The organism is Enterobacter cloacae complex sp. P38RS (assembly GCF_014930775.1).
In the GTDB taxonomy this organism is placed as follows: domain Bacteria; phylum Pseudomonadota; class Gammaproteobacteria; order Enterobacterales; family Enterobacteriaceae; genus Enterobacter; species Enterobacter bugandensis.
The window spans coordinates 1-16,397 of sequence record NZ_JADBRS010000002.1 but is presented as its reverse complement, the minus strand read 5'-3'; the positions used below and the strand labels follow the sequence as shown (position 1 = coordinate 16,397).

Sequence of the window (16,397 nt, the reverse complement as noted above, 5' to 3'; positions counted from 1 at the left end):
GATTTGCCCGGTGGCGCTGCGCCTACCGGGCTTACAACGGCTCAAGTCCTGCGAAACGCCACCAGCGTCACCACGGTCCCCACCACCGCAGAAACCGCGCCGGTCAGGAAGACGGACGGGTAGCCAAACGAGGTGGCTAACAGACCCGCCAGCGGCCCGGTTACGCCGTATGAGATATCCTGAAACGCCGCATAGCCGCCCAGCGCCGTACCGCGTACCTGCGGCGCCACGCGCTTCACCACCTCAACGCCCAGCGCCGGGAAGATCAGCGAGCAGCCGCAGCCGGTTAACGCCGCACCAAGCAGCGCAACGGAGGCGACCGGCGCCTGCCAGAGCAGCACCAGCCCAACGGTTTCAATCACCAGCGATGCCACCGCCACCTTCACGCCGCCAAAGGCCGTCAGCGTAAAGCCCGCCATTGCCCAGCCGCGGCTCATGAAATAGAGGGAGACGAAGGTGCCAATCACCGCGAAGCCTACTCCCTGAAGCGCCAGCCCCAGCCCTGGCTGCCAGATTTGCCCCACCACACTCCACAGCGAAGGACGTTCGCCTTTATGGGCGGGCACCTTGCGTACCGAACCGTTAAAAGCCCACGCCAGCAGCGGTAATACCATGGTGGTTGCTGCCAGTACCGCAAAACCAAACTGGCTGTGGATCAGCAAACCCAGCGGCGCGCCTGCAGCCAGTGCGCCATAAATCGCCATCCCGTTCCATGACATCACTTTGCCGGAGCGCGCAGGCCCCACCAGCCCCATCCCCCAGGTCAGGGTACCGGTCAGCAGCTGGCTTTCACCGAAGCCAAGGATTAAACGGCCCACCACCAGCAGCGCAAATTTATACGCGGCGTCGACCGGCAGGAGAGCGGCCAGCAGCCACGCGCCCCCCGCCAGACCGCAGGCAAACATGCCCTGCAGCGCCGAGCGTTTTGCACCGCGCTGATCGGCCAATCGTCCTGCGTAGCCGCGGGTTAATACCGTGGCTAAAAACTGAATGCCCACAGCAATGCCGACCATGGTGTTGCCATAGCCGAGTTCCTGATGAACGAACAGCGGGATCACCGGCAGCGGCAGGCCAACGGTCATGTAGGTCAGGAATACCGCAAAGGCGATGCGGAAAAGAGAAAGGTTCCCGGAAGGAGTGCCCTTCTCGGGGGTAACAGCCTTCATGCATAACTCCGTGTTCAGGCATAAAAAAAGGGAGCCTTTCGGCTCCCTTCTATTATACATTCAAACGCTTATGCTTTCAGCTTGCGCATAACCAGTGTGGCGTTGGTGCCGCCGAAGCCGAAGCTGTTGGACATCACGGTGGTCAGCGTCGCTTCCGTTGGTTTGGTCACGATGTTCAGGCCAGCCGCCTGCTCGTCCATCTCGTCGATGTTGATGCTTGGGGCGATAAAGCCGTTTTCCAGCATCAGCAGAGAGTAGATCGCTTCCTGCACGCCCGCCGCACCCAGAGAGTGACCGGTCATGGCTTTGGTGGCAGAGATAGCCGGGCTGTTGTCGCCGAACACTTCGCGGATCGCACCCAGCTCTTTCACGTCACCTACCGGAGTAGAGGTACCGTGGGAGTTCAGATAGTCGATTGGGGTATCAACGCCGTGCATCGCCATCTTCATGCAGCGCACCGCGCCTTCGCCGGACGGAGCAACCATGTCGGCGCCGTCGGACGTTGCGCCGTAGCCCACGATCTCAGCGTAGATGTGCGCGCCGCGCGCCAGCGCGTGCTCCAGCTCTTCAACCACAACCATACCGCCGCCGCCCGCGATAACGAAACCGTCACGGTGCGCGTCATAAGTACGGGAGGCTTTGTCTGGGGTTTCGTTGTACTTGGTGGACAGTGCGCCCATCGCGTCGAACTCACAGGCCATTTCCCAGCCCAGCTCTTCGCCGCCGCCAGCAAATACGATGTCCTGTTTGCCCAGCTGGATCTGCTCAACCGCGTTGCCGATACAGTGTGCGGAAGTCGCACACGCGGAGCTGATGGAGTAGTTCACACCGTGAATTTTGAACGGGGTCGCCAGGCACGCGGAAACCGCAGAACCCATGGCTTTAGTCACCACGTACGGACCTACCGCTTTCAGACCACGCGGGCTGCGCATGGCGTCAGCACCGAATACCTGCGCTTTAGAGGAACCGCCGGAACCGGCAATCAGGCCCACGCGCGGGTTGTTCTGATAAACCTCTTCGCTCAGGCCAGAATCTTTGATCGCTTCCTGCATGGAGAGATAAGCATAAATAGAGGCATCGTTCATGAAACGAACCACTTTGCGGTCAATCAAACCGGTGGTGTCCAGTTTGACGTTACCCCATACGTGGCTACGCATACCTGAATCTTTAAACTCTTCAGAGAAAGTGATCCCGGAGCGTCCTTCACGCAGAGATGCCAGGACTTCCTGCTGGTTATTACCGATGCTGGAAACAATGCCCAGGCCAGTAATCACTGCACGTTTCATTCAATACCTCTGTAAGTCGCACTATAAAAAGTTTCGAGTCGCACAATAGCGTACACTTGTACGCCGAACAAGTCCGATCAGACATTTTCTGCGGAAATTTGCACCGATGGACTCACATCGTTAAGATCGTGCCACTGCCTGTCAGACGAGTAACTTACGTGAAACAAAACGCTATACAACCCGCCAACCTCGAATTCAACGCTGAGGGTACACCTGTTTCCCGAGATTTTGATGACGTCTACTTTTCTAATGATAACGGACTCGAAGAAACCCGCTATGTTTTCCTCGAGGGAAACCAGCTCAGCGCCCGCTTCCCTGCGCACCCGCGCAGTCTGTTCGTTGTTGCGGAAAGCGGCTTCGGAACCGGACTAAATTTTCTGACTCTCTGGCAGGCGTTCGATCGATTTCGCGCTGCACAACCCGAGGCTACGCTACAAAGATTACATTTCATCAGTTTCGAAAAATTTCCGCTTACCGCGCACGATCTGCGGCTCGCCCACCAGCGCTGGCCGGAGCTTGCAGCCTGGGCGGAGCAGCTTCAGGCGCAGTGGCCGCCGCATATCGGCGGCTGCCACCGTCTGATTCTGGACGGCGGACGGGTGACGCTGGATTTATGGCTGGGCGACATTAACGACCTGACCGATACGCTTGACGACGCGATGAACCAGACGGTGGACGCGTGGTTCCTTGACGGCTTTGCGCCCGCCAAGAACCCGGACATGTGGAGCCAGCATCTGTTTAGCGCGATGGCCAGGCTGGCGCGTCCCGGCGCAACGCTCGCCACCTTTACCTCGGCCGGCTTTGTTCGCCGCGGCCTGCAGGACGCGGGCTTTACCATGCAGAAGACCAAAGGCTTTGGCCGCAAGCGCGACATGCTGGTCGGCACGATGGAACGGACGCTGGACATTCCCGCTCGGGCTCCCTGGTTTGCGCGCAGCGCCAGCGCATCGCGCGAAGTGGCGATCGTTGGCGGAGGGATCGCCAGCGCCCTGCTCTCTCTCGCGCTGCTGCACCGGGGCTGGCAGGTGACGCTCTACTGCGCTGACGAGGCACCAGCCAGCGGCGCGTCCGGTAACCGCCAGGGCGCGCTTTACCCGCTTTTAAGCGCGCACGACCCGGCCCTGTTCCAGTTTTTCCCGGCAGCGTTTACCTTCGCTCGCCGCCTGTATGATTCCATTCCGGTGGCATTCGACCATGACTGGTGCGGCGTGACGCAGCTCGGCTGGGATGAAAAGAGCCAGCAAAAAATCGCCCAGATGCTGTCGCTGGGTCTGCCGGAGGAGATTGCCCGCGCGGTCAGTGCGCAAGAGGTGGCAGACATGGCGGGCGTGGAAACCGGCTGTGGCGGCATTCAATATCCGCTCGGCGGCTGGCTGTGCCCGGCTGAACTGACCGCGGCGGCGATTAGCCTGGCGCAGTCACGCGGGCTGAGGGTGCATTATGCTCATAAGGTTGAATCGCTTAGCCGGTCAGAACGGTGGACTCTGCATTTTGCTGATGGCAAAGCGGCACACCATGCCAGCGTTGTGCTGGCAAACGGACATAACATCAGCCAGTTTATCCAGACCGAGACGTTGCCGGTTTATCCGGTCGGCGGCCAGGTAAGCCATATCCCAACCGCGCCCGAACTGAGCAAGCTGCGCCAGGTGCTGTGCTATGACGGCTATCTGACGCCACAAAATCCGTCTAACGGCCATCACTGCATCGGTGCCAGCTACCATCGTGGCGAAGCGGATATGCGCTACAGCGAAGCGGATCAGCAGCAAAACCGCCAGCGCCTGATTGACTGCTTCCCGGACGCGGCGTGGGCGAAAGAGGTTGACGTGAGCGAGGGCGAAGCGCGCTGCGGCGTGCGCTGCGCGACCCGCGATCACCTGCCGATGGCGGGAAACGTGCCGGACTATGAAGCCACGCTTGAACTCTATCAGGATCTGGCAGAAAACAAGGAAACGGCGGTAAGTGCCCCGGTTTATCCTGAACTGTTCATGCTGGGCGGATTAGGATCGCGAGGATTGTGCTCCGCGCCGTTGCTGGCAGAGGTGCTTGCTGCGCAAATGAGCGATGAGCCGGTTCCTCTGGACAGGGTTACGCTCGCGGGGCTGAATCCGAACCGGTTGTGGGTAAGGAAACTGCTGAAGGGGAAAATGGTTAAGTAGGGTGCGGTCGAATCCCCTCTCCCCAAAGGGGAGAGGGAAGAGTGGACAGCGGCTTAGCGTTTAGCCTGCTGGAATAAATTGTCCCACATCCCCAGCACCAGAGACTGGTCGCGCGGAGAGAGCTCCCCGGCCAGAATGGCTTTTTCCAGGCTGCGCGTGACTTCAGCGTGAACGGCGTCGGCAGAGTGATCGTCACCTGCTTCCAGCTCGGCTACCGCCAGCGTCAGGTGACCACGCAGATAACCGCTGGCGAACAGCTCATCATCACTGGCGTGTTCCACCATGTCATCAATTAACGCCAGAATGCGTGATTCAAATTCTGCGATCATCTTCTTTCCTCTGTTAAAGATCTTCCGGCCAAGGGAAGCATTCCGCCGTGATCTCCGGCGTGTGGTAATAATTCTGTAAAGCCTCGATCAGGCGCGCCGGACGTTCCGGGATGCCTTTCTCAAGATACTCCATCACCTGCGCATGCACGCGGCGCTGGAAGACGATACGGTCTGGCTCAAAGTCACCTTCAAGGTTGTCACAGCTCACGTTGAACGGGAAACCCGCCGCCACGCAGAACAGCCATTCCAGCGCCTGCGGCTTCACTTCCACGTCTTCAAACTGGCCCTGGGTGGCGGCGTCGCGCCCGTCCGGACAGTACCAGTAACCGAAGTCCACCAGCTCGCGACGCGCTTTCCCCGCGATGCACCAGTGCGAAATCTCGTGCAAACCGCTGGCGTAAAAGCCGTGGGCAAAGACGATGCGGTTGTACGGAACCTCTGCATCAGCAGGAAGATAGATCGGTTCGTCGTCGCCTTTAATCAGACGGGTATTAAAATCATCAGCAAAACAGCTATCGAAGATCTCAATCAGCTGTTCGTATTTATGCGTACTGTTCATTAGTTCATCCCCAACCAGGTGAGGATCTCCTGTCCATGGCTGTCATAAAGAAGTTTGGCGCTCATCACCGCCGAGACGACAACAATCATCGGGCGGATCAGCTTTTGCCCTTTGCTTAATACCAGACGCGAGCCTGCGCGCGCGCCCAAAAACTGCCCTGCCATCATCACAAACCCGGTTGCCCAGATAACCTTGCCGCCAATGATAAACAGCAGCAGGCCGCCGACGTTCGAGGTCGCATTCAGCACCTTAGCGTGGGCGGTGGATTTAGCGAGGTTAAAGCCGGCCAGCGTCACGAACGCCAGCGCGTAAAACGAGCCTGCCCCCGGGCCAAAGAAGCCGTCGTAAAAGCCGACGCAGCCACCGGCAATCAGCGCAAACGGCAGGCCGTGCAGCCGCCGCGCCCGGTCTTCCTCGCCGAGCTTAGGCATCAGCAGGAAATAGAGACCGATGCAGATAACCAGAACCGGCAGGATCTGGCGCAAAATATCCGACTGCACGTGCTGCACCAGCAGCGCGCCCGACGTTGAGCCGATAAAGGTCATCAGGATATTGAGCTTCTGGTCGGCGAGATTCACCACCTTGCGGCGGATAAAATAGAGCGACGCCGAAAGCGAGCCGCCGCAGGCCTGCAGCTTATTGGTGGCAAGCGCCTGCGCCGGGCTCATGCCCGCCGCCAGCAGCGCGGGCACGGTTAACAGCCCGCCGCCGCCCGCGAGCGCATCGATAAAACCGGCCAGCATGGCCACGAAGAACAGCACCACCAGCAGCAGCGGTGACACCATAAACAGATCGACGAAATTATCCATTAAAGTACATGCTCATCCAGTAGCGCCTGGCAGGAAGGCGGCAACGGAGGCGGTGTCTTCTTCTCAGGCTTAGAGGTTCCAGGTTTTGCCGGCTCAAACCAGCTTTGCAGTTCGTAACCACAGCCATCGCCTGGCGGCGGTAGCGGCTGATCTTCACATTCCAGGCTGTTCGCCGGGCAGCGCAGACGCACGTGCATATGCGCACGATGCTGGAACCACGGGCGCACTTTGCGCAGCCAGTCGCGATCCGTCCCCGCATCCAGGCAAAGCTGCTGCTTGATCGCCGGGTTGACGAAAATCCGCGTGACGTCGTTATCTTTCGCCGCCAGCTTGATCAGGCTCGAAATATCCCGTGACCACAGTGATGGCACCACGCTTTTGCCGTCGCGCGACACCAGATCCAGCGCCTGCGGCTTCAGCAGCTGCGCAGACGTCCAGCGCGTTTTCGGCAGCTGCAGGAAGATGTCGACATCCAGTCCGGTCTGGTGGCTGGCGTGCCCGCCGTTAAAGCGGCCACCGGCAGGCATCCCCATATCGCCAATCAGCATCGTCCCCAGCCCCAGGTTATGCACCTGGTTCCCCAGTCGCTGAATGAACAGCACCAGATCAGGGTGGCCGAAGTAACGACGCTGGTCGGTACGCATCACCTGATAGGTATCTGATTGCAGCGGCAGCTCCTGCGCGCCCACGATACAGCCGTTAGAGAAGGCGCCGATGGACTGCGCGCTTCCCGCCACCGGATGGGTGATTTTTTGCCACGGCGTGGCGGCCAGACTGGCTCCACTGGCCAGCAGCGCCAGCAGAGCAATTGCGGTTTTTTTCATGTTTACCAGCGTGGAATGGTGGTCGTCACGTCCGCGTTCTGCGCGCGCTGGCGCAGGAAGTGATCCATCAGCACGATCGCCAGCATCGCTTCCGCGATCGGCACCGCACGGATCCCCACGCACGGATCGTGACGACCTTTGGTGATCATCTCAACTTCTTCGCCTGAGCGGTTAATCGTGTGGCCCGGCACGGTGATGCTTGAGGTCGGCTTCAGCGCGATGTTGGCAATAATCTGCTGTCCACTGCTGATACCGCCGAGAATGCCGCCCGCATGGTTGCTCTGGAAGCCCGCTTTCGTGATTTCGTCGCGGTTCTGGCTGCCGCGAAGCGCCACCACGTCGAAGCCGTCGCCAATCTCGACGCCCTTCACCGCGTTGATGCTCATCAGCGCGTGGGCGATATCGGCGTCGAGACGGTCAAATACCGGCTCGCCCCAGCCAGCCGGGACGCCATCTGCCACCACGGTGACTTTCGCGCCAATGGAGTCGCCCTCTTTTTTCAGGCCGCGCATCAGTTCGTCCAGCGCGTCAAGCTTATCCGCATCGGCGCAGAAGAACGGGTTTTGCTCGACCTGATCCCAGTCCTTGATCGCCAGCGGAATGTCGCCCATCTGGGACAGACAGCCGCGAATGACGATGCCAAATTTCTGCTGCAAATACTTTTTAGCAATCGCGCCAGCGGCCACGCGCATCGCGGTTTCACGCGCGGAAGAGCGTCCGCCGCCGCGATAGTCGCGAAAGCCGTACTTTTGCTCGTAGGTGTAGTCGGCATGGCCCGGGCGGAACACGTCCTTGATAGCACCGTAGTCCTGAGAGCGCTGATCGGTGTTTTCAATCAGCAGACCAATGCTGGTGCCGGTGGTGCGGCCTTCAAAAACGCCGGAGAGAATTTTGACCTGGTCCGGCTCGCGACGCTGCGTGGTGTAGCGAGAGGTGCCCGGACGACGGCGGTCAAGGTCGTGCTGTAAATCTGCTTCGGTCAGTTCGATGCCTGGCGGTACGCCATCAACGATACAGCCCAGCGCCAGCCCGTGCGACTCGCCAAAGGTGGTCACGCGGAATAACTGTCCAATACTGTTTCCTGCCATCACGGCTCCGATGTTGTTGTTTGTGTTTGAGCGTTGTGAAACGGGCCGAAGCCCGCTGGATTAATCTTTATAGATGCTGAAATGCTCGCGCGCGTCGAGCAGCTGCGCTTTGGTCAGCATAAAGACGCCGTCACCGCCGTTGTCGAACTCAAGCCAGGTGAACGGCACATCCGGGTACTGCTCTATCAGATGTACCATGCTGTTGCCCACTTCACAAATCAGAACGCCGTCATCGGTCAGGTAATCCGGCGCGCAGGCCAGAATGCGGCGGGTCAGCTTCAGGCCGTCAGAGCCTGACGCCAGGCCCAGCTCCGGCTCGTGACGATATTCGTTCGGCAGATCGGACATGTCTTCTGCATCGACGTACGGCGGGTTAGTGACGATCAGATCGTACTGCAGCGTCGGCAGGTCGCGGAACAGGTCAGAGCGGATTGGCGTGACGTGATGGATCAGGCCGTGCTCTTCGATGTTGTGTTCGGTCACGGCCAGCGCGTCGGTGGAGATATCGACGGCGTCCACTTCCGCTTCAGGGAAAGCGTAGGCGCAGGCAATAGCGATGCAGCCACTGCCGGTGCACATATCGAGAATGTGCTGCGGCTGATGGTTAATCAGGCCTTCAAAGTGATTGTTGATCAGCTCACCAATCGGCGAGCGCGGTACCAGCACGCGTTCATCGACGTAAAACTCGTGGCCGCAGAACCAGGCTTTGTTGGTCAGATAGGCGACCGGAATGCGCTCGTTTACGCGACGGATCACGCGCTCAACGATGCGATGTTTTTCGCTGGAGGTCAGGCGCGCGGTGCGCATGTCTTCCGGAATGTCCAGCGGCAGGTAAAGAGACGGCAGCACCAGCTGAACGGCCTCGTCCCACGGGTTATCGGTACCGTGACCGTACCAGATATTAGCGGCGCTGAAGCGGCTAACCGACCAGCGCAACATGTCCTGTATGGTATGCAGCTCGTTTACTGCTTCATCGACAAATATTTTATCCACTCTTTCCTCCAGGGCATGCTCGCATAATTTTCGGCGGCTAGTTTGCCATGAAGACGGCGATAAATCAGCAATGACGCGTACCGCTTGAGGTTAAAAAATGCGTTTAGTCGGGTACACTATCGGAAATACGAGATGAGAATGACGAATGAAAAAGAAAACATCGCTCAGCGAGGAGGATCAGGCTCTCTTCCGCCAGCTGATGACCGGGACGCGTAAAATCGCGCAGGACACGATTGTCCACCGTCCGCAGCGTAAAAAAATCAGCGAAGTTCCGGTCAAACGGCTGCTCCAGGAGCAGGCGGATAACAGCCACTATTTTTCAGATGAATTTCAGCCGCTGCTCAATACGCAAGGGGCTGTGAAGTACGTGCGCGAAGACGTCAGCCATTTTGAGCTGAAAAAGTTACGACGCGGAGATTATTCGCCGGAGCTGTTTCTCGATCTGCACGGCCTAACGCAGATGCAGGCGAAACAGGAGCTGGGGGCGTTGATTGCCGCCTGTCGTCGCGAACACGTTTTTTGCGCCTGCGTGATGCACGGCCACGGTAAACACATTCTGAAGCAACAGACGCCGCTGTGGCTGGCTCAGCACCCGCACGTGATGGCGTTTCATCAGGCACCGAAAGAGTACGGCGGCGATGCCGCATTGCTGGTGTTGATTGAAATTGAGGAGTGGCAGCCGCCAGAGTTGCCCTGACAGAAGGGCGGGAAACACGTAGTACCCCGCCCTGTCACACGTCACGTCAGATGGCTTTTGCCATCTTCAGGTTGCACGGGCTCATTTGCCAGTTGAAGACCCCTTTGCCGGTTTCGTCGAGAGTGACGTTGGCAATGGCGGAAGTGGTGAACATTGGCGGCGTTTCGCCCGGGCACAGCTCAGATACCAGATAGCCGACCAGCGGCAGGTGGGAAATGACCAGTGCGGAAGCGACACCTTCATTGCACAGCGCCTGAAGGTAAGCGCTGACAAGACCGACATCGCCGCATGGCGTCAGCTCAGGGAGAACGTCCACGCTGGATGGCAGGTTCATACACTCCCCTACCACGTCCAGCGTCTGTTCTGCACGCAGGAACGGACTCACCAGAACGCGTTCAATGTCCACTTTTTGACCTTTAAGCCACGTCGCCATTTGACGGGATTCGTCACAGCCACAGACGGTTAAAGGACGTACTGAGTCACTGGCGGCATCGAGTGCCGCGTCGCCGTGACGCATGATAAAAACTTGCATATTGCACCGCTTTTGTTAACCAGAATCACCGGCGTTAACTACCCGCGATTAATGCTCTGAGGTAGAAAACCCGATGGCCGGGCATTGTGCCTGATCCATTCGGTGAATGAAACGCTGTTTTTTACCTCAATGGCGTAAGTATAGTCAATCTCTGTTTACAAAATCGCCAGAACAGGTTCATTCACCTCAGGATTTACCCTTCTTTGACTTCAGTTTACGAAATCAGTTTCCCTTGCAGGCCAGAATGTCTGGCCCCGCTCCGCCATCTGCAATAATTCGTCACACGGTGTAAACCGCGGACCGTATTGCGAGGCCAGACGTTGCAAAATGACAACCACTTCACCCGCACCGAGCGTATCCATGTAACGGAACGGGCCGCCAAGGAACGGCGGGAAACCAATACCAAATACCGCGCCGATGTCGCCATCGCGTGCGCTCTTGATCACCTCTTCACCAAAGCAGCGCGCCGCTTCATTGAGCATCATCATGACGCAACGTTCTGCGCACTGAACGGCAGACAGTTTTCCCTGACCGGTGGCCGAAATAAGCCCATAAACCGAAGGGTCTACCTGTTTCTTGCTTTTACGCCCTTTCGCGCCGTAAAGATAGAAACCGCGTTCATTTTTTCTGCCTTTGCGATCGTCCTTCAAAATTGCAGAAACAATGTTTGCAGGCGGGGTAAAACGATCGCCATAAGCCGCTTCCAGCACAGGTATAATTTTAGTGCCGGTGTCTATTCCCACCTCATCCAAAAGTTGGATTGGACCGACGGGGAAGCCAAACTTTACGAGCGCCTCGTCAACGTGCTCGATTTTCTCCCCTTCCGTCAGCAGCCGCATCGCTTCGTTGATATAGGGAGCCAGAATACGGTTGACGTAGAAGCCAGCCTTGTCCGCGACCACGATCGGGGTTTTACCCTGTTTTTTCGCCAGCTTCACCACGGTGGCGATGGTCTGCGGGCTGGTCGTGGCGTGCGGGATCACCTCCACCAGCGGCATTTTTTCGACCGGACTGAAAAAGTGCAGACCAATGACCTGCTCCGGACGAGCAGCTTTCGCCGCGATATCGCCAATCGGTAAAGACGAGGTGTTTGAGGCGAAAATAGTGTGCCGCGCGCAGTGCTGCTCCACGTCAGCCACCATCTGCTGCTTAAGCGCCAGGTCTTCAAATACGGCTTCAATCACCAGGTCCCGGTGCGCAAAACCGCTGTAATCCGTCGTGCCGGAGATCGTCGCCAGGGTTTTATCACGCTCGCTTGCCTTGATATGGCGGCGTTTGACCTTCCGATCAAGGTTCTGCCAGCTGTACTGCAGCGCGTGGTTGATGCCCTTTGCGCTGATGTCTTTGATACGCACGGGCAATTTGCCTTTGCTGGCGGTAACAAACGCGATTCCGCCGCCCATGAGCCCACCGCCCAGCACGCCAACGGCGCGCAGCCGCGCAGGCTCAGCCTCGCTGCCCGGATCTTTTTTCACCTCAGTACTGGCGAAGAAGATGCTGCGCAGCGCCTGCGACTGCGGCGTCATCGCCAGTTCGCCAAAGGCTTTGGCCTCAGCGGCATAGCCGCTGCTGCTGCCCTGCGACAACCCGGTTTCAATCACTTCCAGAATGCGCTTTGCCGCCGGGTAGTTGCCTTTGGTTTTTTGCTCGGTTTTTTTGCCTACCATGTTGAACAGGAGCGCGCGCCCCAGTGGCCCTGCCAGCACGCGCTCGCGTACGGAGAGAGGACGTTTTGTCTGACGTCCCTTCAGCGCCAGCTCAACGGCAGCGTCCAGTAAAATGGTGTGCGGAACGACGTCGTCAACCAACCCCACTTTCAGTGCCTGACGGGGGCGTAGCTGCTTGCCGGTTAAGATCATATCCAGGGCGGTGCTAACCCCAACCAGACGCGGCAGACGCTGTGTTCCACCCGATCCCGGCAGCAGGCCTAACTGCACTTCTGGCAACCCTAAAACGGTTTTCGGATCGTCAGTGCAGATACGGCTGTGACAGGCCAGCGCCAGCTCCAGCCCGCCGCCCAGGCAGGCACCGTGGATCGCGGCAATAACCGGAATCGGCAGAGCGTTGATTTCAGCCATCACCTGCTGTCCCTGACGCGCCAGATCTTCAGCTTCCTGCGCGCTTTTCGCTCGGGCGATCATGTTGATATCGGCCCCGGCAATAAAGTTATCCGGCTTAGCCGAGATAAAGACCAGACCACGAATCGCTTTATTTTCGCGGATCTGCTTAAGCATGGCGCGAACCTGAGTGCCGAATTCAGCCTTCAGGGTATTCATCTTTTCATCAGGCACATCAATAGTGATAACCGCGACGTTATCGAGGCGAACCGTCAGATTAAATGCAGATGGCATATCCATTATTCAACCTCCAGAACCATTGCTGCGCCAAGGCCGCCCGCCGCGCAGGCGGTGACGAGACCAAACCCACCGCCGCGGCGACGGAGTTCGTGTAGTGTCTGGGTGATCATTCGCGCGCCCGTGGCCGCAAACGGATGGCCGTAGGCGATCGACCCACCCAGCACGTTGAATTTGCTCTGATCCACTTCGCCGGTGGCATGGGCGCGGCCCAGCACGTCGCGTGCAAAACGCTCGCTTGCCAGCAGCTGGACGTTTGCCAGGGTTTGCGCGGCAAAGGCTTCGTGCATATCAATCAGGGTTAAATCCGCCAGGGTTAGCCCCGCGCGATCCAGCGCCAGCGGCGTGGACCACGCCGGACCTAACAGCATGTCCTGCCAGACATCAATGGCGGTAAAGGCATAGCTGCGCAAATAGCCCAGCGGCGTGATGCCCAGCTCTTTTGCACGCGACTCCGTCATCAGGATCACCGCAGCAGCACCATCGGTCAGCGGCGTACTGTTGGCCGCCGTCACGGTGCCGTGCTTGCGGTCAAACGCCGGGCGCAGTTTGGCGTAATCCGCCAGCGTCGAGGTGCCACGAATATTGTTGTCTTCAGTAAGAGGCTCTCGATAGGGAGGCGTGTAGGCGGTCATGACCTCGTCGGTGAGTTTGCCCTCCGACCAGGCTTTCGCTGCCAGCTGATGCGAGCGATGCGCCAGCGCATCCTGCTGCTCGCGGGTGATGCCGTAGGTTTTGGCCATCTGCTCGGCGGTATCGCCCATTCGCAGGCCAGTCGAATATTCCGCGACGGCAGGTGGCACGGGCAAGAGATCGCGCAGGCGTAAACGCGAGAAGAGTTTGAGCTTCGCACCGGTGGTGCGGGCTTTATTAGCATCCACCAGAATGCGGGCCAGCTTTTTACTGACTCCAATCGGCAGTACGGAGGAAGAATCGGCGCCGCCTGCGATCCCGGCGCGAATGGTGCCCGCCATCAGACTTTCCGCCACGTTTGCTACCGCCTGGAAGCTGGTCGCGCACGCGCGGCTAACGCTGTAGGCATCGGTATGAACGTTCATGCCGGTACCGAGAACAATCTCACGCGCAATGTTAGGGGCTTCAGGCATCTGCACCACCTGGCCGAAGACCAGCTGTTCGATGACCTCAGGCGGAATTTCGCTGCGAGCCAGCATCTCCCCCACTACCATTTTCCCCAGATCGACAGCCGGTATACCGTGAAACGCCGTCGCCTGACGTGCAAACGGCGTACGCAGACCGCTGACAATGGCAATGCGGTCACCTTGTCGGGTGATTAGCGGTAATGCCTGACTCATAACCTTCCCCTGTGAAAAATTTTACATGACTATAAAGTGGTCTGACCTGATAACAGTCTTAACCATTTTTTTACATTCAGCCAATCGGGGAAGCTTAAAAATGCGAGGTAAAACACAGACAAGAAAAAGAAAATGCCCCTGCATGGCAGAGGCAATTGTGCGGTTTGTTGCCGGGTGGCGACGGTGCCTTACCCGGCCTACACGATCGTAGGCCCGTGCAAGCGAAGCGCCGCCGGGCAAAAAGGATTAACGCAGACCGAGCTGGAAAATCAGCGTTTCAGCTTCGCAGGCAAACACAAAATCGATATCCAGCTTCACGCCGCCGTCCACTTCTGTGAAGGTAGATTTGATTTCACACGGATCGGACTCCACATCACGCGCGCGCTTACTCAGCGCGGCCAGCGTTTCTTCGGCTTCGGCGCGGTTGGTGAAGACACGGCTGTAAGACGCGGTGCAATCGGTGTTGTCCATGATGGTGCCAACATCCATACAGCAGCAAACCGGGGTTTCATCAGCACTGCATTTACTCATAGCTCAATTTCCTCTGTATTCGCGCAGCGCGCGAGATAAACACGATGCTGATATTTTACGCCCCAGCGCTGGCTCTCTCCAGCCGTTAATGGCGCAAAATCGGATAAGTGACCGATATCACACTAAAAAATGATCTAAAACAAAAACCACCCTTTTGGGTGAACCGCGATGGTCACAATTTTGCCAACCAGATCTCGTTTCAAGAAACATGTTTGAAAATATTAATAAACAAACTTGCAACATTCAGGCTGGTCGGACCTATACTCTGGCCACTGGTCTGATTTGTCTGTCATACCTCAGACCCTACACTTCGCGCTCCTGTTACGGTATGTAACAATTATTGAATAAAAATAACTCAATGAGGTTATGGTCATGAGCCAGAAAACCCTGTTCAACAAGACTGCGCTGGCAGTCGCAGTGGCAATCGTCTCTACTTCCGCCTGGTCAGCGGGCTTTCAGCTAAACGAATTTTCTTCCTCTGGCCTTGGCCGTGCGTATTCAGGGGAAGGTGCAATCGCTGATGATGCTGGTAACGCAAGCCGTAACCCTGCATTAATCATGATGTTCGATCGCCCGACCTTCTCTGCTGGTGCGGTGTATATCGATCCTGATGTCAACATTTCCGGCACGTCACCTTCTGGTGCGAGCCTGAAAGCAGATAACATTGCGCCAACGGCGTGGGTACCTAACCTGCACTTCGTTGCACCAATCAATGAACAATTTGGCTGGGGCGCATCCGTCACGTCTAACTATGGCCTTGCTACCGAGTTCAACAACAACTACCCGGCAGGCGAATACGGCGGTAAAACAGACCTGACAACGCTAAACCTGAACCTGAGCGGTGCTTATCGTCTGAACGACAGCTGGAGCTTCGGTCTGGGCTTTGATGCCGTCTACGCCGATGCAAAAATTGAGCGTTACGCCGGTGAACAAACGGCTCGCCTGCCGAAAAACAGCAACAAAATTGCCAGCCTGAAGGGCGATGAGTGGGGCTATGGCTGGAACGCCGGTATTCTGTACGAGCTGGACAAAAACAACCGCTGGGGCCTGACCTATCGTTCCGAAGTAAAAATTGACTTCGACGGCGATTACAAGAGCGGCATCCTGACACCGGTCAACAGCCTGGTCCCTGGTGCGGGCACCACTATCCCGTGGGGGACTTCCGGTCAAACTGTCCCTGGCTCACTGTCACTGCATCTGCCAGAAATGTGGGAAGTCTCAGGTTACAACCGCGTAGCGCCACAGTGGGCTATTCACTATAGCCTGGCCTATACCAGCTGGAGCCAGTTCCAGGAGCTGAAAGCGACCGGCACCAACGGTCAAACGCTGTTCTATAAGGACGAGAGCTTCCACGACGCCTATCGCATTGCGTTGGGTACCACCTATTATATGGATGATAACTGGACATTCCGTACCGGTATCGCATTCGATGACAGCCCGGTACCGGCTGATAAGCGCTCCATTTCCATTCCGGATCAGGACCGCTTCTGGGTGAGTGCTGGTGCAACCTACGCGTTCAACGAGAATGCTTCTGTCGATGCGGGCGTATCTTATATGCATGGCCAGAAAGTGACCTTCAAGGAAGGCCCGTACGAATTTACCTCTGAAGGTAAAGCCTGGCTGTTCGGTACTAACTTCAACTACGCGTTCTAATCGCGCAGGGATAAAAAAAGGTGAGCGTTGCTCTAATGCCAGTCAGTTAAGACTCTGACTGGCCCTTTTTCGGGGCTGTGGGGTATCTCCAGGGCCTTTCCTTTACC

General features: G+C 57.6%; 15 protein-coding genes. 3 read left to right on the top strand and 12 right to left on the bottom strand.

All coding sequences use genetic code 11. The features are described from left to right. Positions 1 to 41: 41 nt before the first annotated feature. The gene (locus tag IM303_RS03635; RefSeq protein WP_193359602.1) at positions 42 to 1,166 is read right to left on the bottom strand and encodes an MFS transporter; all 1,125 of its coding nucleotides are present in this window, start codon (positions 1,164 to 1,166) and stop codon (positions 42 to 44) included. Between the two features lie 68 nt (positions 1,167 to 1,234). Further along, positions 1,235 to 2,452, bottom strand: coding sequence for a beta-ketoacyl-ACP synthase I (gene fabB, locus IM303_RS03630; protein ID WP_023336433.1), 1,218 nt, complete (start codon positions 2,450 to 2,452; stop codon positions 1,235 to 1,237). A 158-nt stretch (positions 2,453 to 2,610) separates the two neighbouring features. Between fabB and mnmC the strand changes: the two genes are divergently transcribed. Then, a complete protein-coding gene (gene mnmC, locus IM303_RS03625; protein ID WP_049000440.1) occupies positions 2,611 to 4,608 on the top strand; it encodes a bifunctional tRNA (5-methylaminomethyl-2-thiouridine)(34)-methyltransferase MnmD/FAD-dependent 5-carboxymethylaminomethyl-2-thiouridine(34) oxidoreductase MnmC in 1,998 nt (665 codons plus the stop codon). A gap of 53 nt (positions 4,609 to 4,661) precedes the next feature. On the opposite strand, the gene IM303_RS03620 is transcribed toward mnmC, so the two are convergent. From IM303_RS03620 to prmB, 6 genes are read right to left on the bottom strand one after another with little or no spacing between them, the layout of a single operon-like run. Then, the gene (locus IM303_RS03620; protein ID WP_028013966.1) at positions 4,662 to 4,937 is read right to left on the bottom strand and encodes a YfcL family protein; all 276 of its coding nucleotides are present in this window, start codon (positions 4,935 to 4,937) and stop codon (positions 4,662 to 4,664) included. 13 nt (positions 4,938 to 4,950) lie between these two features. Continuing rightward, complete coding sequence (locus IM303_RS03615) at positions 4,951 to 5,496, bottom strand: elongation factor P hydroxylase (RefSeq protein ID WP_045259677.1); 546 nt, start codon at positions 5,494 to 5,496, stop codon at positions 4,951 to 4,953. After that, positions 5,496 to 6,305 (bottom strand): sulfite exporter TauE/SafE family protein, encoded by an 810-nt coding sequence (locus tag IM303_RS03610; RefSeq protein WP_028013968.1) that lies wholly within the window; start codon positions 6,303 to 6,305, stop codon positions 5,496 to 5,498. The genes IM303_RS03615 and IM303_RS03610 overlap by 1 nt, the downstream gene beginning before the upstream one ends. Next, positions 6,305 to 7,129, bottom strand: a complete 825-nt coding sequence (gene mepA, locus IM303_RS03605; protein WP_041908880.1) for a penicillin-insensitive murein endopeptidase — start codon at positions 7,127 to 7,129, stop codon at positions 6,305 to 6,307. The genes IM303_RS03610 and mepA overlap by 1 nt, the downstream gene beginning before the upstream one ends. Before the next feature lie 2 nt (positions 7,130 to 7,131). Further along, a complete protein-coding gene (aroC, locus tag IM303_RS03600) occupies positions 7,132 to 8,217 on the bottom strand; it encodes a chorismate synthase (protein WP_049000442.1) in 1,086 nt (361 codons plus the stop codon). A 60-nt stretch (positions 8,218 to 8,277) separates the two neighbouring features. Next, complete coding sequence (gene prmB, locus IM303_RS03595; protein ID WP_023312578.1) at positions 8,278 to 9,210, bottom strand: 50S ribosomal protein L3 N(5)-glutamine methyltransferase; 933 nt, start codon at positions 9,208 to 9,210, stop codon at positions 8,278 to 8,280. A gap of 145 nt (positions 9,211 to 9,355) precedes the next feature. Here prmB and smrB point away from each other — a divergent pair, with 145 nt between their 5' ends. After that, positions 9,356 to 9,907: an endonuclease SmrB gene (smrB, locus tag IM303_RS03590; RefSeq protein ID WP_049000445.1), complete on the top strand. Its 552-nt coding sequence runs from the start codon at positions 9,356 to 9,358 to the stop codon at positions 9,905 to 9,907. A 46-nt stretch (positions 9,908 to 9,953) separates the two neighbouring features. Here smrB and sixA read toward each other — a convergent pair whose 3' ends face one another. The 4 genes from sixA to IM303_RS03570 form a co-directional block, all read right to left on the bottom strand. Beyond that, a complete protein-coding gene (gene sixA, locus IM303_RS03585) occupies positions 9,954 to 10,439 on the bottom strand; it encodes a phosphohistidine phosphatase SixA (protein ID WP_003861375.1) in 486 nt (161 codons plus the stop codon). A 209-nt stretch (positions 10,440 to 10,648) separates the two neighbouring features. Next, positions 10,649 to 12,796, bottom strand: coding sequence for a fatty acid oxidation complex subunit alpha FadJ (gene fadJ / locus IM303_RS03580; protein WP_049000448.1), 2,148 nt, complete (start codon positions 12,794 to 12,796; stop codon positions 10,649 to 10,651). Next, entirely contained in the window at positions 12,796 to 14,106 is a 1,311-nt protein-coding gene (gene fadI / locus IM303_RS03575) for an acetyl-CoA C-acyltransferase FadI (RefSeq protein WP_049000450.1), read from the bottom strand. Before fadI ends, fadJ begins: the two co-directional genes overlap by 1 nt. 246 nt (positions 14,107 to 14,352) lie before the next feature. After that, a complete protein-coding gene (locus tag IM303_RS03570; RefSeq protein ID WP_028013973.1) occupies positions 14,353 to 14,637 on the bottom strand; it encodes a YfcZ/YiiS family protein in 285 nt (94 codons plus the stop codon). A gap of 372 nt (positions 14,638 to 15,009) precedes the next feature. Here IM303_RS03570 and fadL point away from each other — a divergent pair, with 372 nt between their 5' ends. After that, positions 15,010 to 16,290 (top strand): long-chain fatty acid transporter FadL, encoded by a 1,281-nt coding sequence (fadL, locus tag IM303_RS03565; protein WP_041908871.1) that lies wholly within the window; start codon positions 15,010 to 15,012, stop codon positions 16,288 to 16,290. The last annotated feature ends 107 nt before the right edge of the window (positions 16,291 to 16,397 follow it).